Genomic DNA, 24,713 nt, shown 5'->3' with positions numbered 1-24,713 from the left:
AGGCAGTTGGCACAGACGCTCGCCGGTCTGCTAGACGCTGCGAGGTTTTGTGAGCAGGCGGTTCTGCGTAGGCACGTGTATGAAACCCATCTCTACGCCTTCTCAGAGGCGAAATATAAGCTAAAGTAAAATTTCCGTTTTCGGGCTGTTTTTCTAAAAACAGCTCCAAAACGGGAATCCACAAGAAACGAGAGGCAGCAATTATGCCAGCTTATCACTGACCACGGCGTAGTGCGGGTCTTCCAGAATGTTCACGTCAATGACGGCTTCGGCGTTTTTCAGGAGCAGGCGGCAGTCTGGGCTCAGGTGGCGCAGGTGCAGTTTCTTGCCGGCCTGGTGGTAGCGTTCAGTGAGTTTGTTCAGGGCCTCAATACCCGACATATCCGCCACGCGGCTGTCTTTGAAGTCAATGACCACTTCTTCGGGGTCACCCGCCACGTCAAATTTCTCAGTGAACGCCTGCACAGACCCGAAGAACAACGGGCCGTACAGTTCATAGTGCTTCACGCCGTGGGCGTCAACGTACTTTCTGGCGCGTATGCGTTTGGCACTTTCCCAAGCAAAGACCAGCGCCGAGATGATCACCCCAATGAGCACCGCCAGCGCCAGGTTGTGCAGCCAGATGGTGATGAGCGCCACCAGAATACCCACCACCACGTCATGCCTGGGCATTTTGTTGATGATCCTGATGCTCATCCACTCAAACGTGCCAATGGCCACCATCACCATCACGCCCACCAACGCCGCCATGGGCACGCGCTCAATAAACGGCGCACCCACCAGAATAATCACCAGAATGGTCAGCGCCCCTACAATTCCGGCCAGCCGGGCTCTGGCTCCCGCCGAAAGGTTGACCAGCGTCTGCGCAATCATGGCACAGCCGCCCATGCCGTAGAAGAACCCGTTCAGCACGTTGGCCGCGCCTTGGGCCACAGATTCACGGTTTCCGCTGCCGCGGGTGCCGGTAATTTCATCTACCAGGTTGAGGGTGAGCAGACTTTCGGTCAAGCCCACGCCCGCCATGATGAGCGCATACGGAAAGATAACCTGCAGCGTCTCCAGTGTTAAAGGGATCTGCGGAATATGGAACGGCGGCAGACTCCCAGACACCGAGGCGATGTCCCGCACCAGTTTTGTCTCAATACCAAAGCCCATCACCACGCCAAACACCACCAGAATGGCCACCAGTGACGGCGGAACAGCCTTGGTGATCTTGGGCAGCAGCAGAATAATGGCCACGGTCAGGGCCACCAGCCCCGCCATGATGTAGAGGGGACTACCCGTGAGCCAGCTCACCTCGCCGTTCACCACCGTTTTGAACTGCTCTACCTGTGACATGAAAATGATCACCGCCAGCCCGTTCACAAACCCGAACATGACCGGCTGCGGCACCAGCCTGATGAATTTGCCTAGCTTGAACACCCCCACCAGCATCTGCAGCACCCCGGCCAAGGCCACCGCTGCAAACACGTACTCCAACCCATGGCTCTGCATAAGCGCAATCAAGACCACCGCCGTCGCGCCCGCGCCGCCAGACACCATGCCCGGCCTTCCGCCCAGCACCGCCGTCACCAGCCCCATGATAAAAGCGGCGTACAACCCCACCAACGGCGGAAACCCAGCCAGAATGGCAAATGAGAGTGACTCGGGGATCATGGTCATGGCTACTGTGAGCCCGGCCAGAATCTCAATTTTATAATCTATTTTTTGGCTGAAATCAAATAAGCGTACAAATGGCTTCATTCTATAAATATCAATATAAAAGAAAAGATACACCGCTTCGGCTAGCCCCATCACTCACTTCGTTAGGGCACAGCAATAGCAACGTAAATAAATTTAACTGGATTGTAAGACAGGAAGTAGCAAAGCCAGAACGGCTTTACGTGAGAGAAGTCACGGTGGCGTGAGCGCTATAAATAGAAAGGTGTTTGTCATAGCTGGGCAAAGGTACGCAGAAATGCCTAGCCAAGAAACCTGTAGCCTTGTTTCCTGTTTTGGAGCTGTTTTCAGAAAAACAGCTCCAAAACAGGAATCTTCTTCTGGCGCGAGTCTGAAGACTCGCGCCTATAGATGCCGGGAGTCTGGAGACTCCCCTCGCTGCCCCGCAGCGAAACCGCGCATTGCCGTGCGGCGTTGGCAGCAGGCATGTAAGGTGAATCAAAGATTTGAACACGTGTCTGTGGCTCCCGGCGAGTCTGGAGACTCGCACCATCTTTCGTCACGAGACTAAAGTCTCGCGCCAGTTCGCCAGTTCTACAAAACCGCTTGCAGAACACCATCAGCCTTTTTTCAGAGACCTTGCAGCGCCTTCCAGACCTGCAACAACTATCTGTGCCAGCCGCTGCTTCCCAATCCTGACCATCAATAAAATCCTGTAAATCCTGCTCCTGACAGACTCATAACTTGAATTATTCCATAGCTGCCGCTGTCCCCTACCCTAGCTGCCACTCCCGCCGGGAGAGGGAACGGCGCGGTTGCGTTTTGGGCCTGTTTTCAGAAAAACAGGCCCAAAACCGCCATCCTCTTTTCGGCAAAGCCGATGCGTGCTACTTGCACAACCAGCATCGGCGGCAGCCGTACACCACTCCACCCACATCTGAACCTATTCACATGACCATATCTTTTTACGGAGCCGCCCAGTCGGTGACCGGCAGCAAGCACCTCATCACCCTGGAGAACGGCAAGCGCATTCTGCTGGACTGCGGCCTCACCCAGGGCATGGGCGCCCAGACCGATGAACGCAACAGCGCCTTTGATTTTGAACCCGAAAACCTGACCTGTGTCATCTTATCTCATGCGCACATTGACCATTCTGGCCTGCTGCCCAAGCTGGTGCGCGACGGCTACACCGGCCCCATCTACTGCACGCCGCCCACGCTGGAACTATGCCGCCTCCTGCTCCCAGACAGCGCCAGAATTCAGGAAAGCAACAAAGGCAGCGACACAGACAGCCCGCTGTACTCAGAAGAAGACGCTGAGCAGGCCCTGCAGCAGTTCCAGACGGTGCCCTATGACAAGCGTTTTCAGGTAGACGAGGACATAGAGTTACTGTTCACAGACACCGGCCACGTACTGGGCAGCGCCGCCATCAACCTCAGGTTGAAAGACAATGGCAGGGAGCGCACCCTCACCTTTAGCGGCGACATTGGCCGGTTCAACAACCGGATTCTGAACGCGCCGCAGGAGTTTCCGCAGGCTGAGATTATTCTCTGCGAGTCTACCTACGGCAACCGCGTGCATGACAGCATTGAGAACACCGAGGACCGGCTGGAGAAGATTGTGCAGGAGGTGTGCGTAGAGCGGCAGGGCAAACTGATTATTCCGGCGTTCAGCATTGGCCGCACCCAGGAGCTGGTGTACTCGCTCAATTACCTGGCCGAGGAAGGCCGCCTGCCCAAAGACGTGAAAGTGTTTGTAGACAGCCCTTTGTCTGTCTACGCCACAGACGTGATGCGGGACCACCCCCAGCACTTCAATGAAACCATGCAGGCGTACATCAAAGAAGACCCAGACCCGTTTGGGTTCCCGCAGTTGCACTTTATCACGGAGGTAGATGACTCCAAGGAGCTGGTGCAGTTTGATGAGCCGTGCGTGATTATCTCGTCATCAGGCATGATGAACGCCGGCAGAATCCAGCACCACCTCAAAGGCAACCTCTCAGACCCCAACAGCGCCGTGCTCATTACCGGGTACTGCGAGCCTTCTACGCTGGGCGGAAAACTCATGAACGGGGCAGACAAAGTCTTTATTCACGGCGAGGAAGTGGCCGTGCAGGCCCAGATGATTGTCATGAAAGAATACAGCGCCCACGGTGATTACGGCGACATTGCCAAGTTCCTGCACTGCCAGGACAAAGAAAAGATCCAGCGCATCTTTCTGGTGCACGGGGAAGTTTCTACCATGGAACAGTTGAAATCTGACTTAGAGGAGATGGGTTACGGCAACGTGGAAATCCCGGAGTTCAGGCTGTCTTACGTGGTCTGATTTTTCTGTTTTGGGGCTGTTTTTCAGAAAACAGCCCCAAAACAGAAAACCGTTGGCCTGGGCTGATTTCGCCCCACCTGCCAGGAGCAAGGGCAACCAACCAGGTGCAGCAGCTCCTTATTTCAGCGGCGCGCCTACCTGAATGTCACAGCGGTGGCCGGGCTGGCCGTGCGGCGGGTTCATACCGGGAGCGGTTGTAACAGGTGCTGGCACGGGAGTGGGCGTCACTACCTGCGTGGCCGGTGCCGGGGCAGACGTGGTCACGGCGGGAGACGGCTGCGGCGTTGACGGCAGAGGCGCGCCCACCTGCAGGTCGCAGCGGTGGCCGGGTTGGCCGTGCGGCGGATTTACCGCCACTGCGCCGGCAGCAGGCTGCGCACCGGTTGAATCAGTGGCCGCTGCCGCTGACGGGAAATTCATAGGCTGCGGGGTAAAGCCTTCGGTCTGCTTCTTTTTCTCTGAACACCCCACCAGGCAGAAGAAGGCCGCTGCCACAATAACGGAAATAGTATTTTTCATGACTGTTTTTTTGACGGGTGCCCCCTCAACGCTTTTTGTAAAGATAGGCAGAAGAAAATAAGTTAACAGAGATGCCCCAGACCTATACCTGCTATCTCCTATAAACCAGCTCTTGTTTATGGCTCCCCGTTCGCCTGTGAACGCTGGTAACGGCCCGCATAGTTCCTTGTTACAGCCAACTCTCTGCCGGCAAGGCACCCAGCAACACGCACAAAAAAGAAGGCTGCCTCTAAGAAAGCAGCCTCCTTTTTTATATGACTTGGGATTGAAGTGCCTGGACAGAAACAACCCTACCTTCTTCTCTTCTCTGTGCTCCTGAAAAAAACCTGGGGGGCAAACGGAGGTGGCGGTCAATTAAAAGCTTACCCTGTCTGCTCCCTTAGATCCTTTCAGGAGCACTACATGTGTATTTTAATTTGCCTTCGTACTTAAAGGCCCATCTCGTCGGCGCTGGGGCCGTAGCTGGCCGGAATGGGTATGTTCAGCAGGCGCAGGTACACGCCCAGTTGCGCACGGTGGTGAATGATCTGGCTCAGGGTCATGCGCAACACCTCATATTTAGAGGAAGTTAAGAACACCTGGTCTCCCTCGCGCAGGGTCCAGGGCTCATCTAGCTGGTCATCAGACCCATGGGCGAAGTGGTGGCGGCCGTCATCCATCATGCGCTCAAAGTAGTTGAGAAGCTCTTCTTGGCTAGTGATCTGCTCTTCCTGGTACGGGTTCTTGGCAAAATCAAGTTCACTGGTGGTGAGGGTCATGCCCACCCAGGAAGGCAGATGGGCAATGTGCGTCACCAGTCTCTTCATGGTCATGCTTTTCTCATGCGGCTGCCAGTCAAATTGATGGGCGGGCACGCGCTCCAGCATTTTGCGGGTGGTCTTGGCTTCCTGCTCCAATTCTCTGGCAAGCAAGCCCATGATGGTGGTGGGGGTGGTGAGGATTTCTGACATAGCTTTCAGTATTAATGATACCACAAAGAAATACTGCCCCAGTGACAACCCTGTGTCAGTAGATTTTTGGCGAATGAAAATTTTCCTGAATTTTTTCAGCGCGGTCTCAGGCAATTGCGTTTTGGGGCAGTTTTCAGAAAAACAGCCCCAAAACAGGAGCAGAAGCCAGAAGCACCTTTCCGTTTTTGGGCTATTCCCTGAAAAACAGGCCAAAAACAGAAAGGTATGTTCTTAGGCTACTTTCTTAAAGACCGCCCACAAACAGGCTTCTCTGCCTCTGGCCAATAGTTCAGTACAGCACCCGGCGCTGCGGCAGGCAATCTTGCCGCGGCATGTGGTCTGTCTTTCTGCTTCGGCATGGCACTGCGCCTCCCGGTTTGAGGGGGAAAATAGCTGGGAAACCGGCTAAAAGGTTTAGCGCTGGCTGTAGCCTCTTCCAAAGAAGAAACTACGGCCAGCGCTACAAAGGAAGCATCTACCGGTAATCTGCCAACGGTTGGGGAAAGCAGTCCCTATTGCTTTACAAATCTGGCGGTGACTTCCTGCTTTAGACTCTTTACGGTTAGTTTAAAGACGGCATCTGCGGCTTTTTGGGCATCATTGACTTTGAGGCAAGCACAATAGCAATGATCATTAGCCCCAGGCAGATCAAGACCCCTAACTCAAACTGGGTGAGCAGCGCTGAGCCTGCAATAATTCTCTTGGTCTGGTCACTCAGGGCCTTACCCTCAGAAACCTGAATACCGGAGAGCTGCTCCAGATTGCCCGCCGCCAGACTATACTGCGCATCCATCTGGCGCTTGGCCAGACCACCGGAGGGTGCCGCCAAATAACTTAGTTCCAGCTGCTTGATGGCTGCCATATTCTGCTTAAACTTCTCAAAACACTGGGCTTCTGCGGGCGTGAGTTTGGTTTTCGCATAAGCATGCAGCAATGTGGTAATAGCCGCGTTGTGGATGCTTATTTTCTCGCGCAGCCCACTGGTGTTCCCCTGGCTGCTGCAGTTGTCTACTGTCATCTTTTTCTGGTACAAATGCCCCGACAGTTGGAAAATATAGCTCTCCACCAACAGGCGGTCTTCATAGACAGAGGAAAAGGAATCACCCAGCTGTGACACGTGGCGGCTATCCATCATGTTCTTGGCAATCACCAATACCATGACCACTGCCAACAGAAGAGCTGCCTTTGTTTTCTGCTTAATGCTATATGCCCACTTCATGTTTGCTCTGTTTAAGTGATTTTAGATATGTTCCCAGTTGGCCTTTCAGGCGGCAAGGCCTCATGGCCAGAACCTGCCTTCACACTGCCGCCCCTCTGCGCTGACTAAGCCAAAATTGAAACAGGCTCCAGTAGGCGGCCTACGGAAAAGGAAGCCCGTATTTTTCAACTCTATAGAAGAGTCCCCAGTTTCCGCTCACTTCAAGTTACAAAAAAATAAGCAAACCCGCTTGATTTTCAGTGTACTATCTCCCGTGAGGTAGCCTTGTCATTGCTGTTTTCGGCCTGTTTTTGGTAAAACAGGCCGAAAACAGAAACAGGCAAAGACCCACAAAATCTTAAACAGAGGCTTTTTCTTTCAAAGGATGCCGGAACATGGTCACTCCAAACAAGACTGCCAGCAGCACATAGATTACCGCCAGCCCCCAGAAAGCTTCTGGTGTACCTGCCTGCGTCTGTTTAAGCAAGGCCATTGCACCCGCAAAGAAGTGCAGCAGGTTTCCCATCACTAGCGGGCGGGCATAAATTCCGCCCATCACTACACCTTTAGACATCCAGTTCAGCATACCGAAGCCCAGATAAAGAGCTCCCAGCAGCTGCACCAACAAGGGGCCGGTTCCCGCCATCGGCTCCCCCAGCATTGTGAGGATTTCCTCCGGGAAAAAAGAAGCGGCCAATCCTAAGCCGCCCAGCAGGAAGGCGCTGGCAGCCAGTAGTATCTTTGTATTCATGCCCTAAAGTTAGAAACTCTGCTTCAGCCGCAAATTTCACAGGCGAACTTTCTTGCAGACAAACAATTGTCAACCATAGAACCAGACACGTCAAAACAACCAAATGGAGAATGAGCACTCTCTGCCGTCTCTCTTTTGGGTGAGCAGCTGGCCAACCTCTGGGGTTCCTGGGAGGTAGTTGTAGCAGGCCCTGGTTTATATTCTGTAGAAGGAGAAAGAGCAGGACGGCAGCCCTCTAGTGATCTGCTGTAGCAGGAGCCTCTGAAGGAGCAGCCATGAAAACCCGCCCGTACAACACAGCTTTTGCTTACCCAGGTACGGGAGCCAGTCCAATAAAGTAAAAAACCCAGAACGGCGGCAGTCACTCCGGTGCGGCTAAAAAGCTTCTACTGCACCTTTGCAGACAAAGGAGACTGAATTGCCCCACCAGTATCCCTTTTCCCGCTCAAGAGCGGAAGGTAGTGCAGCCAAAGAAGAGAAATAGACTTACAAAGGTTGGATTCATGCCTCCTCACCGCGCAATGCCATCTGTACTCCACCACCTCACCGTTCCTGACAAGTTTGGCTAGTTCAGCAGGGTACCAGGTGAAAGATTGGTTTCCGTTAGAGAAAAGCTATGCAGGGATTACGCAGACTGTTTGGCGCCCGCTAAATTTGACCAGGAGTTCTCAGCTACCCTTTGCCGACCAGGGAGCACCAGATCCAGGCAAGGCTCATTAATGGCGGCCGGTGCGGCCGGCATAGGGCTCCAGGAGCCGGTGACAAAGCCCGTGATGAATTCTGAGGAATGCCCCATACGGCTCAGCCTCATGGCCAGCACTAAATTTTCAACAGTGATAGGCTCCGTTTGGGCCGAGTAAAAATCAGTCATAGCAGCGGCACTAGCTTTATAGGGGTTAAATTGGCACGATGTGCTATAGGATAAATACAACATGTATCAAAAAAGTTCAACCTCTATAGTACAAATACTAACATTGTTAGGTTGTGCTATAATTCATGCACCCAACTTCTACCATAACATCTTTTAAGCAGTAGGTTTTCCTGCGCTAATCAGGATTTAACCACAGCCTGCGCCCTCACTTGCAGCCCTCTGGCCTTGCTGTCACAGGCTGTTTGACCGGCAGCAGCAACACCATGCCTCTGCCCGCTTTTCGCCAGCAGATCCAATATCCAGGCAAACCATAGACACAGACACCTGCCATGGGTACAAAAATCCAAAATGTGGTATAAGTAAAATGCGGGTTCTGTTTTGGGGCTGTTTTTCTAAAAACAGCCCCAAAACAGAACCCGCATCCTGTGACGTATACTTGGCTCAGGTAAAGTTTACCACATGATAGCCCGCTGGTTAGATTTTTTAAAGAGGGCCATGCCTACTACTAGTTCATGGCTGTCACCAAAGTCAAACTCGTTGGCCCCGGCTATGCTGTAGTCATAGCTGTAGTTGAGGGTGAACCGGTTGGTAGGGGCAAAGCCCACCAGGGCAGACACAGAACCTTCCGGCACTACCCCGGCTCCCACCCATACCATGTTCCGGTAGCGCACTTTGGCATTCAGGTTGACTATCAGGTCTAAATTCCCTTCATATCTGACCAAGGCCCCGGGCGCCAGTTCCCAGTCCGGGTCTAGCTGAAAGGTGTGGCCTAAGAGGGCCGTATGCCTGATGTAGGTTTTGCCACTGCCGTCTAGCTCCTCGTTCAGGCGCACCCGCAGGAGTCTCTGGGCAGAGTACCCAATGTAGGTCTGGTCAGAGTACAGCATCAACCCGGCATCAAGCGAGAAATACCGCAACGAGCCGTTGGCCCCCAACAGCCCCTGGTAGTAAGAATCCTGCCGGTCCCGCACCCGAAGGTCTTCCAGCTTCACATTCACCTGGTTGTACCCCAGCGTTAACCCGGCAGAAAGGTAAAATTTGCGGGAGACCGGCACGTGGGCGGCGGTAGAGAAACCTGTTTGCAAGTCAGAGTAGGCGCCGGCTGCCTCCTGCAGCACAAACCCGCTAATGCCTACTTTGGGCGCATGCCGGGCGGTGGGCTTCACGCTCCTGTTCTTGCCGTAAGAGGCCAGACTAGGCAGGTTGACTCCGTTAAACGCGTGACTGGCAGCCAGAATATAACTGCGGGGCACCTGGTTCATAGCGCTCCACTGCTGTTTGAACCCTACTTTGAGATCTGTAAAATCTTCCATTCCGGCGGCCGCCGGATTATAAAAATAGGGCAGGCGGCCGTACTGGGAGAGCGGACGGTCAGACTGGGCAACTGCCTCCCACCCCATGCCACACAACACCAGACCCAGCACCCCTTTTAGTATATACCGCTGAAAACTTCTCATAACGCCTTAATAAATAACCCTGATTGATCCTTTCAACTGTTTCCCGTTGGTGAGCTGCACCGTGTAGAAATAGGTGTCTTCCGGCACCGGCTTGCCATTATAGGTCCCGTTCCATTCCTGTTGGGGCTTCTCTGTGGAGAACAAGACACGGCCACTCTTGTCAAACACCCGCACATGCACTTTTTCAGTGAGTCCCATATGGGAGATTCCCCACGTTTTGTTCCGGTCACTGCCGTTAGGGAAAAGGGCATTGGGTATTTCCTGCTCCTCAAATTTGCGCACCTCTACCTTTATGGCCACCACGTTGCTCACCTGGCTACCGCAGGCCCCATCTGTTACCCTGCGCCTGAAGTAGGCATCCTGGGTAAGTGGGTCTGGTTGATACGTCATGCCGGTGGCCCCTTGAATGGCAGAGAAGGAGGTCCCGTTCTTAGACGACTCCCATTGATAGGCAAGGGTGCCGCTTCCGCCGGTGGCCGGGGCGTCAGACATCAGTTTGGCGGGCGCATCACTGTAGTAGACCACCTGGCTAGCGCTGATAGTCCCGGCTTGCAGCTGGCCATACACCACTACCCACACCGCATTGGTGAACAAGGCGCCACAGTCACCGTTGCCATACGTCACCCTGCGGCGGAAATAAGTAGAAGCAGTAAGCGAACCAGGGGCATAACTGGCAGAGCGGGCACCGGCTATGTCTTGCCAGTTCACATTGTCTGCAGAGGACTGCCACTGGTAAAGGGGCATGTTGCCCAGCTCCCCGCTCACCTGCAGTGCCGCGGGAGGTGTGCCGTAGCAGACAGGCGCAACAGAAGCCAATGTTCCCGCCTTTTGCTCGCTCTGCACTTCTACTTGCACCACATTTGAATACTGCGCCGTGCTGCAACCGTCTGCTGCACTTGCTTTCCGCCGGAAGTAGGTAGTCTTGGTTAAGGCCCCTGGTACATACGAGGCACCTTTCGCCCCGCTAATCACGGTCCAGGTGCTGTTGTTCAGGGAAGATTCCCAGGTGTATTGAATGGTGCCATCTCCTCCGCTTGCGGCAACGGTATTTTCCAGTGCTGCGGGCGCCGCGTTATAGCAGACGGTCTGGTTGGCACTGATGGTGCCTCCCTGCAGTGGTTGTACCACCCGCAGCGTTGCTACCTGAGACGTTACCCCGGGCACACACTCCCCAGACACCTGTACCCGGTACCGGTAATTGTTCAGGCTGCCTACTGCCCCATTGATCGTTAAGGCAGCTGTTTTTGCCCCCGCATAAACGCCTCCGTCAGAGAGATCTACAAAGCCAGCCCCCTGGTCTACCTGCCATCTATACACAAAGCTGGTCCCCTCTGTCTGCACCTGAAATGTGTGACTGCCCCCTACGCAAACGGTTTTGCTTTGGGGCTGGGCTGAGATTTTAGGCAGTTTGTTTACCGTAATGTTGACCTGCTTTTCAGCCTGCGCCACCCCATCAGAAACCCGTATGGTGACCGTGTATTGCGCGCCGCCCTGGTTCAGGGCGGGTGTCCAGGAGAAAGCCCCGGTAGTGGCATTGATGCTTGCCCCGGCGGGGGCATTCACCAACGTAAACCGCAAGGTATTCTCGGGCAGGTCAGCATCTGCGGCGGCGGCGGTAAACGTATAACTCTGCTGCTCACAAATGGTGGCAGTGGCGGGCACACTGCTCAGTACCGGTGCTTTGTTCACCTCATTCACCGTAATGGTAAAGGTTTGCTCGTCTACCAGAGCGGGCGTTCCCGTATCTGATACCTGCACGGTCATAGAATACACCTTCGGGCCCTGCTCTTCTGTGGGAACCCAGGAAAACACTCCCGTCTGGGCATTAATGGTTGCCCCCGCCGGACCATTGAGCAGCGTAAACCTCAGGCTCTGGGCTGGCACATCTACGTCTGTGGCGGAAGCAGTAAAGGTGAGCGGTTTCTCTTCGTCTGTCACCTGGTTCTGAATGGCGGCCAACACAGGGGCCACGTTCACTTCAGTGACCTGTAAAGTAACAGTGGCCTCATCTGCCAACGCTCCGTCTGTCACCCGTACTTTAATGGTATAAGAACCGGCACCCTGTGCCTCTGTGGGCGTCCAGGAAAAGACCCCGGTAGTGGCATTAATGGTGGCACCGGCAGGGGCATTGAGCAAGCTGAATGTCAGTTTTTGGTTTGGGATGTCCTTATCTGTGGCGGTGGCGGTGAAGGTGTAGGCCTTTAATTCCTCAATGGTGGCAGTAGCGGGCACCCCACTCAGAACCGGGGCCTCGTTCACCTCTTCTACCGTCACCTTCACCTGCTGGTCAGCATATTTGGCAGGACTGCCATTGTCCAGAACCCGTACGGTGAACACGTAAACATCTGGGCCTTGTATCTCTGTGGGCATCCAGGAGAAGACCCCGGTGGCGGCATTGATAGTGGCACCCAGCGGAGCGTTGATCAGCGCATAACTCAGGGTATTGGCAGGAACATCTCCGTCAGTAGCCGACACCGTGAAGGAGAGCAGCACATTTTCTTTGGCTGTTTTATCTGGAATGGCAGCCAGCACCGGGGCTTCGTTTACTTCTGAGACCGTCAGGCTCACTTCCTTCTCTACCGCTCCCAGGCCGTCAGAGACTTTCACTTTGAACGAGAAGACATTTGGCCCCTGCGTTTCAGACGGCTCCCAGGTAAAGACACCCGTGGCAGGATGAATAACAGCCCCAGCCGGACCATTCACCAAGGAGAAGGTAAGGGGTTGCACAGGTTCATCTACATCTGTAGATGAAGCCACAAACGTGTACACAGCCCCCTCTTGTATAGAGGCCGAAAGGGGCACGTTTGCCAGCACCGGCAGCGTATTGTCTTCTGTCACGGTCACTGTGATGTCTTTTTCAGCAGCGCTCAACCCATCTGTCACCCTAACTTTGAAAGCATACACACCGGGCCCCTGCGCCTCTGTGGGGGTCCAGGTAAAAGCCCCTGTGCTGGCGTTGATCCCCGCACCGGCAGGAGCATTCACCAGGGAGAACGTGAGCGCCTGCACCGGACGGTCTGCGTCTGTAGCCGTGGCTGTGAAAGAATACGCCTGCAGTTCAGGAATTGTAGCCGTGGCAGGTACGTTGGCCAGCGTGGGGGGTAGGTTTACTTCTGTAACGGTAATGGTGATGGTCTTGTCTGCAGATACCAGTCCATCTGACACCCGTACCGTAATGTTAGAATATACCTTGGGGCCTTGCTCCTCAGTAGGGGTCCAGGTGAACACGCCAGTAGTGGGGTTAATCTGCGCGCCAGAGGGGCTGTTCAACAGAGAGTACAGCAGGTTTTGCTTAGGAAGGTCTACATCTGTGCCAACCGCTGTAAAGGTGAACAGTTTCATTTCCTCAATAGAAACGGTAGCGGGTACACTTGCCAGCGCCGGAGCGGTGTTTACCTCCCTCACGGTAATGGTAACAGATTGCTCAGCAGTCGCTATCCCGTCAGACACTTTGACTTTGAACGTAAATGTGCCTGGCCCCTGGGCTTCAGTAGGTGTCCAGGCAAATTTGCCGGTGGCGGCTTCTATGGTGGCACCGGCCGGGGCGTTTTCTAAGGAGAAGGAAAGTGTCTGCGCCGGCTGGTCAGGATCTGTGGCGGTGGCGGTAAAGGTGTAGGCCTTTACCTCATCAATGGTCACCGTGGCGGGTACGTTGGCCAAGGTAGGGGCTACATTGGTAGCCTGCACCGTAATGGTGTAGGTTTTTACCTCACTTTCATCTTTTCCGCCCCGGGCGGTACCGCCATCATCTTTCAGCTTCACCCCAATGGTAGCCACCCCAGAAGCCCCGGCCACCGTTTCAAAAATGAGCATGCCGTCTCTGGAGACCTCTATGGATTTAAACAAGTCGGGCTTGCTGTTGGAAGTAATGACAAAGGAATAGTTCTGGGTCACGTCAGGGTCCCCATCTTCTATAGAGGAGGCAAAATTATTGACCACCTGTAACCCGGCATCCTGGTCAACCACCGTAGGCATGGTAGTTAACACCCAAGTGGGTGCATCATTGACCGGATGGATAGTAATGGTAACGGTGGCTGCGTCCTGGCTGTCTTCACGGCCGTCATGGGCCCGGTAGTTAAAGGAGTCTGTACCGTTGACATTGGCACCAGGTGTATAGGTAAAGGTGCCGTCTGCATTCAGCGTGAGCGTGCCTTTAGCAGGCTGCGTGACCACCTTGGCCGTAAGCTGATTGCCATCTGCGTCTGTGTCATTTTTGAGCAGGTGGTTATCTGCAAGTGTTACGGTCAGCGTCTGGTCCTCGTCTACGGCATAGGCATCATTTACCGCTACTGGCAGTGCATTAGGGCTGAACTTGATCACCTTGTCATCACCGGCCATGAACGGGTTTCCCGCTGCATCAACGGCCAAGGCCACGGCGCCAAACCTTCCGCCACCTTTGTTGTTATAAATGCTCCATTGCTGTGCGCCAGCGCTGTTGTATTTAGCCCCAGAGAAGTAGGCTCCGCTCCCGCCAGCCACATACACATTCCCTGAGCCGTCTACCACCACGGCATTTGCCCCGTCTGGGCTTGAGGAAGAGGTACTGGAGGCGGCAAAGACATTACTTTTAGCCCACAACTGGGCACCAGATGCGTTATATTTCACAGTAGCCAAATGCACATTGCTATTCATGGAAGACCCAACCACATACACGTTTCCTGCGGCATCTACGGTCACCGCTCTGGCGGCATCTGTGTTGTTCCCCGGCCCGTTATAGGCTCTGGCCCAAAGCTGGGCACCGTCTGACATGCGGTATTTCAGGGTGAGGAAATCGCATTTGATTGGATCCAGCATATTGCTTCCCCAGGATGGATCATACGTGTAGCCGGTGGTAGATCCTATGAGATACAGGTTGCCGGCACCGTCTGCCTCCATTTCAACCACCTCGTCAGCATTGGTGCTGTTGGTATATATCTTCACCCACTGCTGTGCGCCAGAAGCGTTGTATTTGACCAGCCCAAGGTTATTGTTATTGGTTCCCCCTGCCACTGTGCCGGCCACGTACACATTGCCAGAGCCATCAACAGTTACAGCCTTGGCTGCGTCTGAGGCATCAACGGTACCGTTGTAGGAAGAAGCCCACTGAAAATCACCGGCTGCGTTATATTTAACCGTAGTGAAAATCTGGTCTGAAAGGGTTCTGTATCTGGTTCTTGACGGAAAACCTGACCGGTAAGATTCTGTCCGGTAATTGGTTGTAACCGTACCGGTCACGTAGACATTGCCTGCTGCGTCAACCGCAATATCTTCAGGCAGGCTGCCCGGCCCTGAGCTCCCGCTCCCGCTGAAAGTGCGTGTCCAGACCTGATCCCCGTCAGAATTGTATTTAACAATGCCATAACTGGTAGAGAACGAGGGAGAGGAATCTCCGTCACTCCAGGTATAATAATAAATACCGGTGGTCACTTTCCCTACTACATAAACATTCCCCGCAGCGTCAACTGCCATGGCCACCGGTTCATCAGGACCTTCAGAGGTATACCCGCCATAATAGCCGGTACTGGAGCCGTAGTAAGGATACGTATAAGTTTTACTCCACAGCACTTGCCCGGCAGCATTGTATTTATTGGTCACAAAATCATACCCAGAACCTGTAACGTATTTCTGACCGGTCACATAAATATTCCCCGCCGCATCACGTTTCAGGGCCACCATGTTCCCTCCTGGCACTTGCTGGCTCCACTCCGGCGCCATGCGCTGGGCATGCGCAAGGGGCAAAAGCCCCCACAGACAGAATGACAGCAGGCCGAAGAGCCTTAACTTGAAGAAAACAGAAAGGCTACCAGTTTCCCCCGCACGTCCAACATTTGCCCGCTGCCCCTTCGCCCATAGGCCAGGGAAGGCATAGTAGTACTTGTCTTGCATATAAACTTGCTAAATGTGATTGTGCCAGTAAAATCAGCGGCTGCGCGTGGGGGAGGCGAACAGATGGCGCTTTAGGCATCAGGTCACAAAATTAAAGCATATTCTTGATTAAAAGGAAATTACAGACCCGGTATTTCACTACCTACATGTAAGTATTTGTTCAACTTGTCTGCAAACTAAGACCGGGCTAGCTGCTGCCGGTGAGCCATTCTCTGACTGAGGCATTTATGGCCTTTCTTCAACCTTTTATCCACAAAAGGAGTATTAGAAAATTACTATAGTTCCTGATGACCAGAAGCTAAAGCAATTGTTTAGACCTAACACTACCACTATGAAAAACTTACAGGGATACTTCTTCGCGTTGATGATGCTCGTAACGCTCACACTCTCCAGCTGCGAGCTGGTTGGCGATATTTTCAAAGCCGGCATGTGGACGGCCGTCATCATCATTGTCTTGATCATTGTACTGGTCATGTGGCTGTTCAGAAAAATAAGACGCTAAGCGTTTCTGACCTGTTTTTCTGAAAACAGCCCCAAACCAGAGAAGGCCACCCGCACAGGTGGCCTTCTCTGGTTCTTGCCCACAAGCTTTTAACTGAATTAGTTGAAAGGCGATAAGCACGTTTTTGACCTGTTTTCAGAAAAACAGGCCAAAAACAGCTGGTAAGAGACCAACGGCTTCCCCTTCGGCCCTTGGCCGAAGCAAAAGAAAAAAGGGGCACTAGGCCCCTTCACTCAATCATGCGCTGGTGCTTATCTCTTCCGCTCCGGCATAGTTCCCAACACCCAGTCCCACAACGGGGTAGAAACCCCGTACGCCCGCTCAGGGTCTTTGTAGTGGTGAATGCTGTGGTGGATCCAGAGGGATTTCAAGAAGTTCTTAGGCGGCGCATAGGCATGAACCGCGTAGTGCACAAACAGGTACAAGGCGTAGCCAAACAGAAAGCCCGCCACTATGCCAAACACCATGCTCCCGAAGATCAGTTTGAACACAAAAAAGAAAAACGAGGCCAGAAACAGACTCACAATGGGCGGCATGGCCAGGCGGGTCTTGTCTTTGGGGAAATCATGGTGGTTGCCATGGAACGTGTACTGCACCTTGCGCTTGAACTCATTGGTGGGCGCCATGTGAAAGATAAACCGGTGTGCCATGTATTCTACCAGCGAGAACATGAGCCAACCCGCCAGAAACAGCCCCACCGCCGACAGCAGCCCTAAAAAGCCATAGTAAAAGCCGTACACCAACGCGGCGGTGGCAATCACCAGGAAGATGGAAATAGGCAAGGCAATGTGCGTATGCGTCATACGCTCCAGTACCGGATTTTTGAAAAGTGTCGCAGATCCTTTATGACTCGGTTTCATAGGTTTTAAATTAAAATGAAACAGCTTGCTCCATGTGACATGCAAAAATAACGAAAAATACGTGGCTACCGTCCAAGAACCTTAGATATTACCTCTAAACTGTTGCCCCAATGCCTCGGCGGCCTCTGCCGCCGAAAGACGGTCTACGTCTAGCACAACAGACGCCTGGCTATAAAACACTTCCCGCTGGCGCAATGTTTGGGTAAGATAGTGCAAAAGTTCTGCCGGGGTTTTGTCTCTGAGCAGAGGCCGCACCTGCAGGTCTAAGGCCGTTAAACGGTTCACCAGCTCCTGCGGCGACACCCTCAGGTAGACCGCTGCCCCCTGCTGCCCCATCACCTGCATGTTCCCGTGAAAGCAGGGAGCCCCGCCTCCGGTTGCCAGCACCACTCCGCCAGAACGCGCAGAAACTGTTTGTAGGGCCCGCGCCTCTGCCTCCCTGAAATACTCCTGCCCCTTCTGCTCAAAGACCTGCGCCACCGTAAGCCCCTCCTGCTCCTCCACCAGCGTATCTAAATCTAAAAAAACGTATCCCAGCAGCCCAGCCAGCACTTTCCCCACCGTTGATTTCCCACACCCCGGCATGCCCACCAGAAAAACCTTTGTTGTCATGGAATAAAGTGATTGAGACGTTAGTTACCCTGAAAGTGGAAGACTACAGACGCTGGAGGGGTGCAGCACCAGAACCTGGTGCGTTTTTGGCCTGTTTTCGCGAAAACAGGCCAAAAACGCCTTTTACTGATTTAGCTGGCTTTTTCAGGTAGGCGCTTTTTATAAAAGCTCCTGCACCTCTTGCAGCGTAGGCACATCATTATGGTGCCACTTGCCTACCACCACTCCGTTTTTCCAGAGCAGCAGGCCTGGGTTTGACCGGATGATCGTCTTTAGCACCGTGGCATCTGCAAAGAAATAGGGGGCGGCCAGGTTCACCTCATGCCGGAAGACATCAAACTCCTGGCTGCTGCTGGAGGTAAGCACCACCGGCACCACTTTAGGGTTCTGGTTCTGCTCCAGGCTGGCCAGCAGGCGGTTAATTTCAGCAAAGCTTTCGGCATCTGTCTTGCTTACGTTGTGCACCACCACCAGCAACCGGTTCCCCAGGAACATCTCCTTGGTAAAGTCGCCTTGGTCATTCCACACGTTGAAGTCGGTGATTTTGGGACCGTCTTCCGGGTTCTGCGGCACCATCTGCTTGAACTTGTAGGTGGTGTCTGCGGGGTACTCATTGAACGTGAACTCCTGCCCGTTCTTCGCCATGATGTACTGGTACCGGAGCGGCGCAGAGGGTTTCATGAGCTGCGGAATATTCGCCCCTACCTTATAGGCCCTGAAATCAAAAAACGGTTCGTGCTGGTACGCGTACACCCCAATGGCCACCGACAGCGCCACGGCCAACGCCACCCAGAGGCCCGCCGTTTTGGAGCCGTTTCTGGCAAAAGAGGGCAAAAACGGCTGCGTTACCAGCAGGATCACAATCAGCACCAGCAGCACCACATCTTTGCTGAAGCTCTGCCACGGCGTGAGCTTGATAAAGTCACCGAAGCAGCCGCAGTCGGTTACTTTGTTGTAATACGCTGAGTAAAAGGTCAGGAACGTGAAGAACAGCGTGAGCCCAAACAGCAGCCATAGCACCAGTTTGGTACGCCACCGCACCAGCAGCGCCACGCCCAGCACCACCTCCAACGAACTCAGAAAAATGGAAAAATACAGCGCAAACGGCTTCAGGGACAGAAATACAGTAGAGAAGTCCTTGGAGAAAACTTCAAAATACTCTTCCAGTTTAATGGCGGTGCCCACCGGGTCGTTCAGCTTGATGAGGCCTGAGAAGATGAACAGCGCCCCCACCACTATCCAGGCAATCTTATTCAGCAGGCGCGGCAACATGGTCTGGGTAGTTAAGTTTGATTAAACAAAAGACAGCGTAGTTGAGCATGTCCCGGTAATTAGCCTCTACCCCTTCAGACACCAGCGTCTTGCCGGCATTGTCTTCAATCTGCTTGGTTCGGTAGATTTTCATCAGAATCAGGTCGGTCATAGACTCTACCCGCATGCTGCGCCAGGCCTCGCCGTAGTCATGGTTCTTGTCTTCCTGCAGGGCCTGCGTCTTCCTGATCTCCTCCTGGTACAGCTCCCGCACCCGCTCCACCGGCAGCGCCTGCTCTTCTTCGCCCTGCGCAATGAGCTGTTCCTGGATCAGGGCAATCACGCAATAGTTCACAATGGCCACAAACTCAGAGGTGATGTCATCCTGAATCTTCTGCGTGCCTTTTTCCTGGATGGACCGTATACGCTGGGCTTTGATGAAAATCTGGTCAGTGATGCTGGGCAGCCTCAGGATGCGCCAGGCGGTGCCGTAGTCTTGGGTCTTCTGCAGAAACAGCCGCTGGCACGCCTCTATCACTCGCTGGTACTCTTGGGCGGTTTGGTGAATCAAGTTTTTCGTTTTACTTTTATAGAAAATGAGAATATAGGCCAATTGAACGCGAAAGATACACTTTTTTGCAAAAAAACCACCCTCAACTGCGGTGGCCGGTTGGTCTTGCTGCAGCAGCCCGCGGTCATGGGCATCCTGAACCTCACCCCAGATTCGTTCTACGCCGGCAGCAGGCTTTCCTCTACAGAAGAGGCGTTGCAAAAGGCCGGGAAGATGCTGGCTGATGGGGCTACGTTCTTAGACGTTGGCGGTTATTCTACGCGCCCCAACGCCCCAGAGGTTACAGAACAGGAAGAGCTGGATCGCGTATTACCTATTATACAGGCGCTGGCGAAGGAGTTCCCGGAGGCGCTACTCTCTGTTGATACATTCAGGGCGAAGGTGGCCGAGGCCGCAGTACAGCACGGTGCCCATCTCATCAATGATGTCTCCGGCGGAACGCTGGATGAGGCCATGTTTGAGACAGCGGGAAGGCTGGGCGTGCCGTACATTCTCATGCATATGCGGGGTACCCCCCAGACCATGACCTCTCTCACCGAGTACGGAAATGGACTGGTAGAAGAATTGGTTTCCTTCTTCGCGGAGCGGATAACGCAGCTACGGGGGGCGGGTGTGAAGGATATCCTTCTGGATCCGGGGTTTGGGTTCGCCAAAAATGTGGAACAAAATTATGAATTATTGCGGCGCCTGCGGGAGTTGCAACTGTTTGAGTTACCGCTGTTAATAGGCCTTTCCCGGAAATCAATGACCTACAAGCCGCTGCAGGTAGGCCCCCAGGAAGCGCTCACCGGCACAATTGTAGCCAACACCCTGGCGTTACTCAACGGAGCCGACATTTTGCGGGTGCATGACGTAAAGGAGGCGGTCCATACCATAGAAATTGTAAAAAAGACAGTAACGGCGTGACATACTTGTTTTCCATAGGGTTCTTAGAGGTAAACTGGCTAGACATTATAGATGTGCTGCTGGTGACGGTACTGCTGTACCAACTCTACAAGCTCCTGACGGGAAGCGTGGCGCTGAAAATCTTCTTCGGGCTGCTCTCTATCTACCTGCTCTACCTGATTGTACGGGCAGCAGGCATGGAGCTGCTCACGGTCATTTTGGGGCAGTTCATGGGCGTGGGGGTTTTGGCCGCCATCATTGTGTTCCAACCGGAGATACGGCGTTTTTTATTGATGATTGGCAAGACCACCGCCTTCAACAATGAGCGCCTGTTCAAAGGCTTTCCGTGGCGCCGCACTGAAAACCCGGATAAGCTATCTATCACCCCATTCATAGAAGCCGCTAAATCGCTGGCGGGCAAGAATACCGGCGCCCTGATTGTCTTCGCCCGAAGCTCTGAGTTACGCTATTTTGCCGAGTCAGGTGACGCCATAGATGCCATTGTGAGCAAACGCCTGCTCATTTCCATCTTCAACAAGAACAGCCCTTTGCATGACGGCGCGGTCATCATTCAGGGCAACCGCATCAAAGCCGCCCGCTGTATTTTGCCCGTCACCGAAAGCAATGACGTGCCCGCCTCTATGGGTCTGCGTCACCGCGCCGCCATCGGTCTCACCGAAGTCACTGACAGCGTGGTGCTGGTGGTGTCTGAGGAAACCGGGCAGATTGCCCTGGTGCGCAACGGCGAAGTTTACCGAAACTTATCTGCGGCTGATCTGCGCTCTAAGCTCAACCACTTCCTGTTTGACATTGAACCGAAGGTAGTGGAGAAGGTAGCGGCGGCGTAGTTCTTTCCTTTTACCTAAGAAGTTTCCCATCCTGCGTTTTCAAGGGGTAAGCCCGCTGACCTATTGTTTGCTGTTTATGCCCTGCGGGAATGCAAGGTCTGCTGTTTTCATGGCTTTGGTGCTGTCAGATGCAGCCCTACTTGGTTCACACGCCTCCTTGGCTATGACGTTTTGTAGAATGGGAAGTCTGCTGTTTCCCTTAACTAAACACAGTTCGCTGTTCCCTTGGCTGAGGCTGCCTGAGCTGGGTGACTGCCAATGGCTACAGTGGCAATGCGCAGTACGCTGTTCTCTGCTGTATTGCAAATGCATAGTCTGCTGATCCCTTGGCGGTGGCGGTTGGCGATTGAATGCCAATTCTGCTGTTCCCTTGGCTGGACCGCTTGACCCAGTGCCTCACTCACTGAGTTGTTTCATCTTTTCCGGTAAGCGCTCACGGCCGCGGGGCCCCGTCCTGGGGGTGAGCACTGCTGTTAAAACTACGCCTTTGGCGTTGCCTTCGGCACCGTATTAACAGAGGCGCTCACCCCCAGGACTGGTTTGGGTTCCTCTCCTGATCAGCCTTTACTTGTTTGTCTGCCTCTGCAGGTAACCGTTACTATTCCGCTAGCCTGTGGCGAGCCCGTGCTGCGCACATCAGTCAGGGGCAGAAGTGTTGATTGATCATTGTTGCTTGCCTGTTGCGAACTGTTTCCCACATCACGCGCTGGCGCGAGTCTCCAGACTCGTGCCTACAGATGATGGGCGGTCTCTGGCTGCCCTCGCGGCACGGCAGCGAAACCAGGCATTGCTACTTCGTTCGTACTGAATCTCCTAAGGGAAGAATCTCCTAAGGGAAAAAGAAAGGACTCAGGACTCAAGACTCAGAACTACCACCAGGCCTCGTAGCGCCCGGAGAACCTGCGGGCGTCTGCGCCAAAAGCCGTTTCTGGCCTGTTTTTCCAAAAACAGACCGAAAACGGAACGCCGTTATCCCCCAGGCACATGCCCCATCACCTGTAAGAAAACTCAAATTAATCTGTATCTTTTGGTCATTAAACCCAAGATACATGCGCCTGCCCCTACTAATGTTCCTCGTTTGTTTCCTGCTGCACTTCACTACTTCGGCCCAGCAGACCAGGAAAGAGGACATAGACAAAAAGCTGACCCAAAAACTGGAGGCACTGGCCAATGGCTTCCAGGGGGATGTGGGTATCTATGTGCGGCACCTGAAGACGGGCAAAATGGTGGCCATTAACGCTGACACCCTCTTTCCCACGGCCAGCATGATCAAAATCCCCATTATGGTGGGCATGTTTGACAAAATGGAGCGTGGCGAGATAGATTCTAAAACCGTTCTGCGCTACCGTGACTCTCTTTACTATGCCGGGGAAGACATAGTGGGCAACTTCAAAGACAGTTCGCTGGTGGCGTTGAGCAAAGTTCAGATGTTGAGCATCACCACCTCAGACAATACGGGTAGTCTTTGGCTGCAACAGTTGGCGGGCGGCGGCGAGGCCATCAATGCCTGGCTGGAGAAGAACGGCTTCCAACATACCCGCATGAACTCCCGCACGCCCGGCAGGCGGCCTAATTGGGTCAAATACGGTTGGGGCCAGACCACTCCGCGCGAAATGGCTACCTTGGTGACCATGATACGGGACGGAAAAGCGGTGAGTCCGGCGGCCAGCGAGCGCATGTACCGCAACCTGGGCCGCATTTACTATGACCGTGAGGCACTCTCCCAGATTCCGCCGTACGTGCATACGGCTTCTAAATCAGGCGCGGTGAACCAGTCCAAATCAGAGGTGGTACTGGTCAACGCCCCGCACGGCGACTACGTGTTCTGCATCATCACCAAAAACCAGCAAGACGAACGCTGGCAAGATGACAATGCGGGCTATGTACTGATCAGAAAGGTCTCCAACATCATCTGGAACCACTTTGAGCCAAAATATTACTGGGAACCGGCGGCGGGGGTGGAGAAATATTAAATAAATCTTACTCCCGCTTTACAGAAATAAGTAAACGTAAAAATTTCTGTTTTGGGGCTGTTTTTCAGAAAACAGCCCCAAAACAGAAAATGCATAAAAGCCCACCTTCCGCACAGGGTGCTTCCGGTGGACTTTCCCTTTATGAAAACAGAATACATCAATTCACCGCCATCTCTTGTAACCGGAACTTTGCCAGTTGGTGTTGCCTGTCTAAACTCAGGGTCTTCTCATACCATTGCCTGGCGGTCAGCTGATCCCCTTTAGCCAAATACGCCTCGGCCAGTTGGGCGGCGGTAGCGGCATCTGTCGGGAAGCGACTGCTTAGGGCCTGCAGCAGGTGTATGGCGTCGGTTTGACGGTGGAGCTTCACCAGCTTACTTGCGTGGCGGGTGAGAATACCGGGGCCGGTAAAAGGCACTTCTGCGCTGGCATACAGCTCCTCCAGATGGTCAAGCGCATACGCCCACCCCTTCTCCTGTACCGTCTGCATGAACAAATGGGTCAGCAAAGGTTTAGGGGCATGCCAAGTACCTGTAGTCACAAAGTTGGCCAGGTTGTGTGTGACCTGTTTGGCCATGGCTTCCTGATTGCCCAGCCCAATGATGATGTAGCCCTCTTTGGGCAGTATCCTGAAATCAGCGCCCCAGCCGTGCCCCCCGCCAGAATGCCCCACCATTGTACTGCCGTTTTTCAAAGTAGCCACTTCGGCACCGTAGCCGTACCCCGCAGATTTCCCCTCATAGTGATGATACACGCCAAACATGAGCGCCTTGCTTTTCTTTGACAGCAGTTTGTTGCTGTTGAGTGCCAAGCTGTACTTGAATAGATCTAGAACCGTGGTATACACGCCACCGTCTGAGAACGCCGGAGACTGCCAACTGGCGGCAGAATACACGTCTTTAGGGGTCATTGCAAAGTAGGGGACCGCAGAGGCGCTCACCGCTTGGGCAACCTGCTCCCCCACAGTACTGTACCCCATGCCTAAGCGCCTGAACAGGGTTTGCTTCACATAGCTGGCGTAGGAGATACCCGTCACCTTCTCTAAGACCCTGCCCAGCACAAGGTACCCGCTGTTAGAGTATGAGAAGTTCTTCCCAGGGTCAGAAAACACCAGGGGCTGGCTTGCTACCAGTTTCATTACCGCTGCCAGGGTAGTCAAGGTGGGCCTCAGCTGGGCATACGCTGGATGGTCCATGTAATTGCCCAGGCCCGAGGTGTGCGACAGCAGGTGGTGAATGGTAATGCGGTCTGCGTTGGGAATGCCGGAGGCGGGAAGATAGCGGGAAATGGGCGCATGCAGCTCCAACTGGCGCTTCTCTACAAGCTGCAGTACCAGCAGCGCCGTAAAATGCTTGCCCATGCCGGCTACGTTAAAGCGGGTGTTCAGCAGGTTTTTCTGGTTTTTCTCCACATCGGCGTAGCCGAAAGCCTTTTGGAAGATAGGTTTGCCGTCTTTGGCCACAAAGAAGACGCCAGACAGCAGGTTCTGCCGGTTGTACTCTTCCAGCAGAGCTTCAATTTGGGCAGTGGTAGGGGCAGCGGTGGTTTGCGCTGAAACCGCAGAAAATGACATCCAAGCCAGCAACAACAGGTTACATAACTTTTTCATAGCATTC

General features: G+C 53.7%; 18 protein-coding genes. 5 read left to right on the top strand and 13 right to left on the bottom strand.

Annotated elements, in window-relative coordinates; genetic code table 11:
- Window positions 1–201 precede the first annotated feature (201 nt).
- Window positions 202–1,743 (bottom strand): SulP family inorganic anion transporter, encoded by a 1,542-nt coding sequence (locus FHS90_RS19695; protein WP_182514294.1) that lies wholly within the window; start codon window positions 1,741–1,743, stop codon window positions 202–204.
- Between the two features lie 867 nt (window positions 1,744–2,610).
- Between FHS90_RS19695 and FHS90_RS19690 the strand changes: the two genes are divergently transcribed.
- Window positions 2,611–3,984, top strand: a complete 1,374-nt coding sequence (locus FHS90_RS19690; RefSeq protein ID WP_182514293.1) for an MBL fold metallo-hydrolase RNA specificity domain-containing protein — start codon at window positions 2,611–2,613, stop codon at window positions 3,982–3,984.
- A 117-nt stretch (window positions 3,985–4,101) separates the two neighbouring features.
- Here the strand turns inward: FHS90_RS19690 and FHS90_RS19685 are convergent, their stop codons facing one another.
- The 7 genes from FHS90_RS19685 to FHS90_RS19655 all read right to left on the bottom strand — a co-directional run bounded on the left by FHS90_RS19685 (window position 4,102) and on the right by FHS90_RS19655 (window position 15,595).
- The gene (locus FHS90_RS19685; RefSeq protein WP_182514292.1) at window positions 4,102–4,503 is read right to left on the bottom strand and encodes a hypothetical protein; all 402 of its coding nucleotides are present in this window, start codon (window positions 4,501–4,503) and stop codon (window positions 4,102–4,104) included.
- 428 nt (window positions 4,504–4,931) lie between these two features.
- Window positions 4,932–5,453 (bottom strand): DinB family protein, encoded by a 522-nt coding sequence (locus tag FHS90_RS19680; protein ID WP_182514291.1) that lies wholly within the window; start codon window positions 5,451–5,453, stop codon window positions 4,932–4,934.
- Window positions 5,454–6,015: 562 nt separating this feature from the next.
- Entirely contained in the window at window positions 6,016–6,672 is a 657-nt protein-coding gene (locus FHS90_RS19675) for an MCP four helix bundle domain-containing protein (protein ID WP_182514290.1), read from the bottom strand.
- 337 nt (window positions 6,673–7,009) lie between these two features.
- A complete protein-coding gene (locus FHS90_RS19670) occupies window positions 7,010–7,402 on the bottom strand; it encodes a hypothetical protein (protein WP_066839535.1) in 393 nt (130 codons plus the stop codon).
- Between the two features lie 625 nt (window positions 7,403–8,027).
- Window positions 8,028–8,273 carry a hypothetical protein gene (locus tag FHS90_RS19665; RefSeq protein WP_066839537.1) on the bottom strand — a complete coding sequence of 82 codons (246 nt, stop codon included), beginning with the start codon at window positions 8,271–8,273 and terminating at the stop codon, window positions 8,028–8,030.
- A gap of 452 nt (window positions 8,274–8,725) precedes the next feature.
- Complete coding sequence (locus tag FHS90_RS19660; RefSeq protein ID WP_182514289.1) at window positions 8,726–9,730, bottom strand: PorP/SprF family type IX secretion system membrane protein; 1,005 nt, start codon at window positions 9,728–9,730, stop codon at window positions 8,726–8,728.
- A gap of 6 nt (window positions 9,731–9,736) precedes the next feature.
- On the bottom strand, window positions 9,737–15,595 hold the full coding sequence (locus tag FHS90_RS19655) for a tandem-95 repeat protein (RefSeq protein WP_182514288.1): 5,859 nt from the start codon (window positions 15,593–15,595) through the stop codon (window positions 9,737–9,739).
- A 331-nt stretch (window positions 15,596–15,926) separates the two neighbouring features.
- Here FHS90_RS19655 and FHS90_RS19650 point away from each other — a divergent pair, with 331 nt between their 5' ends.
- Window positions 15,927–16,097 (top strand): hypothetical protein, encoded by a 171-nt coding sequence (locus tag FHS90_RS19650; RefSeq protein WP_169818148.1) that lies wholly within the window; start codon window positions 15,927–15,929, stop codon window positions 16,095–16,097.
- Window positions 16,098–16,348: 251 nt separating this feature from the next.
- Here FHS90_RS19650 and FHS90_RS19645 read toward each other — a convergent pair whose 3' ends face one another.
- The 4 genes from FHS90_RS19645 to FHS90_RS19630 all read right to left on the bottom strand — a co-directional run bounded on the left by FHS90_RS19645 (window position 16,349) and on the right by FHS90_RS19630 (window position 19,391).
- Window positions 16,349–16,957 carry a sterol desaturase family protein gene (locus tag FHS90_RS19645; RefSeq protein ID WP_182514287.1) on the bottom strand — a complete coding sequence of 203 codons (609 nt, stop codon included), beginning with the start codon at window positions 16,955–16,957 and terminating at the stop codon, window positions 16,349–16,351.
- Between the two features lie 81 nt (window positions 16,958–17,038).
- Window positions 17,039–17,569, bottom strand: coding sequence for a shikimate kinase (locus tag FHS90_RS19640; protein ID WP_182514286.1), 531 nt, complete (start codon window positions 17,567–17,569; stop codon window positions 17,039–17,041).
- Between the two features lie 159 nt (window positions 17,570–17,728).
- Window positions 17,729–18,841, bottom strand: a complete 1,113-nt coding sequence (locus FHS90_RS19635; RefSeq protein WP_182514285.1) for a BT_3928 family protein — start codon at window positions 18,839–18,841, stop codon at window positions 17,729–17,731.
- A complete protein-coding gene (locus FHS90_RS19630; RefSeq protein ID WP_182514284.1) occupies window positions 18,819–19,391 on the bottom strand; it encodes a DUF1599 domain-containing protein in 573 nt (190 codons plus the stop codon). The genes FHS90_RS19635 and FHS90_RS19630 overlap by 23 nt, the downstream gene beginning before the upstream one ends.
- Window positions 19,392–19,433: 42 nt before the next feature.
- Between FHS90_RS19630 and folP the strand changes: the two genes are divergently transcribed.
- The 3 genes from folP to FHS90_RS19615 all read left to right on the top strand — a co-directional run bounded on the left by folP (window position 19,434) and on the right by FHS90_RS19615 (window position 23,097).
- Window positions 19,434–20,297, top strand: a complete 864-nt coding sequence (folP, locus tag FHS90_RS19625) for a dihydropteroate synthase (RefSeq protein ID WP_246387234.1) — start codon at window positions 19,434–19,436, stop codon at window positions 20,295–20,297.
- A complete protein-coding gene (gene cdaA / locus FHS90_RS19620; protein WP_066835776.1) occupies window positions 20,294–21,124 on the top strand; it encodes a diadenylate cyclase CdaA in 831 nt (276 codons plus the stop codon). The genes folP and cdaA overlap by 4 nt, the downstream gene beginning before the upstream one ends.
- Before the next feature lie 1,049 nt (window positions 21,125–22,173).
- Window positions 22,174–23,097, top strand: a complete 924-nt coding sequence (locus FHS90_RS19615) for a serine hydrolase (protein WP_182514283.1) — start codon at window positions 22,174–22,176, stop codon at window positions 23,095–23,097.
- Window positions 23,098–23,254: 157 nt separating this feature from the next.
- Here FHS90_RS19615 and FHS90_RS19610 read toward each other — a convergent pair whose 3' ends face one another.
- The gene (locus tag FHS90_RS19610; protein WP_182514282.1) at window positions 23,255–24,706 is read right to left on the bottom strand and encodes a serine hydrolase domain-containing protein; all 1,452 of its coding nucleotides are present in this window, start codon (window positions 24,704–24,706) and stop codon (window positions 23,255–23,257) included.
- Window positions 24,707–24,713: the final 7 nt, after the last annotated feature.

It is taken from the genome of Rufibacter ruber, from assembly GCF_014138425.1.
GTDB lineage: Bacteria > Bacteroidota > Bacteroidia > Cytophagales > Hymenobacteraceae > Nibribacter > Nibribacter ruber_C.
Note: the sequence above shows the minus strand (reverse complement) of the source record. Positions and strands in the feature narration are given on the sequence as shown.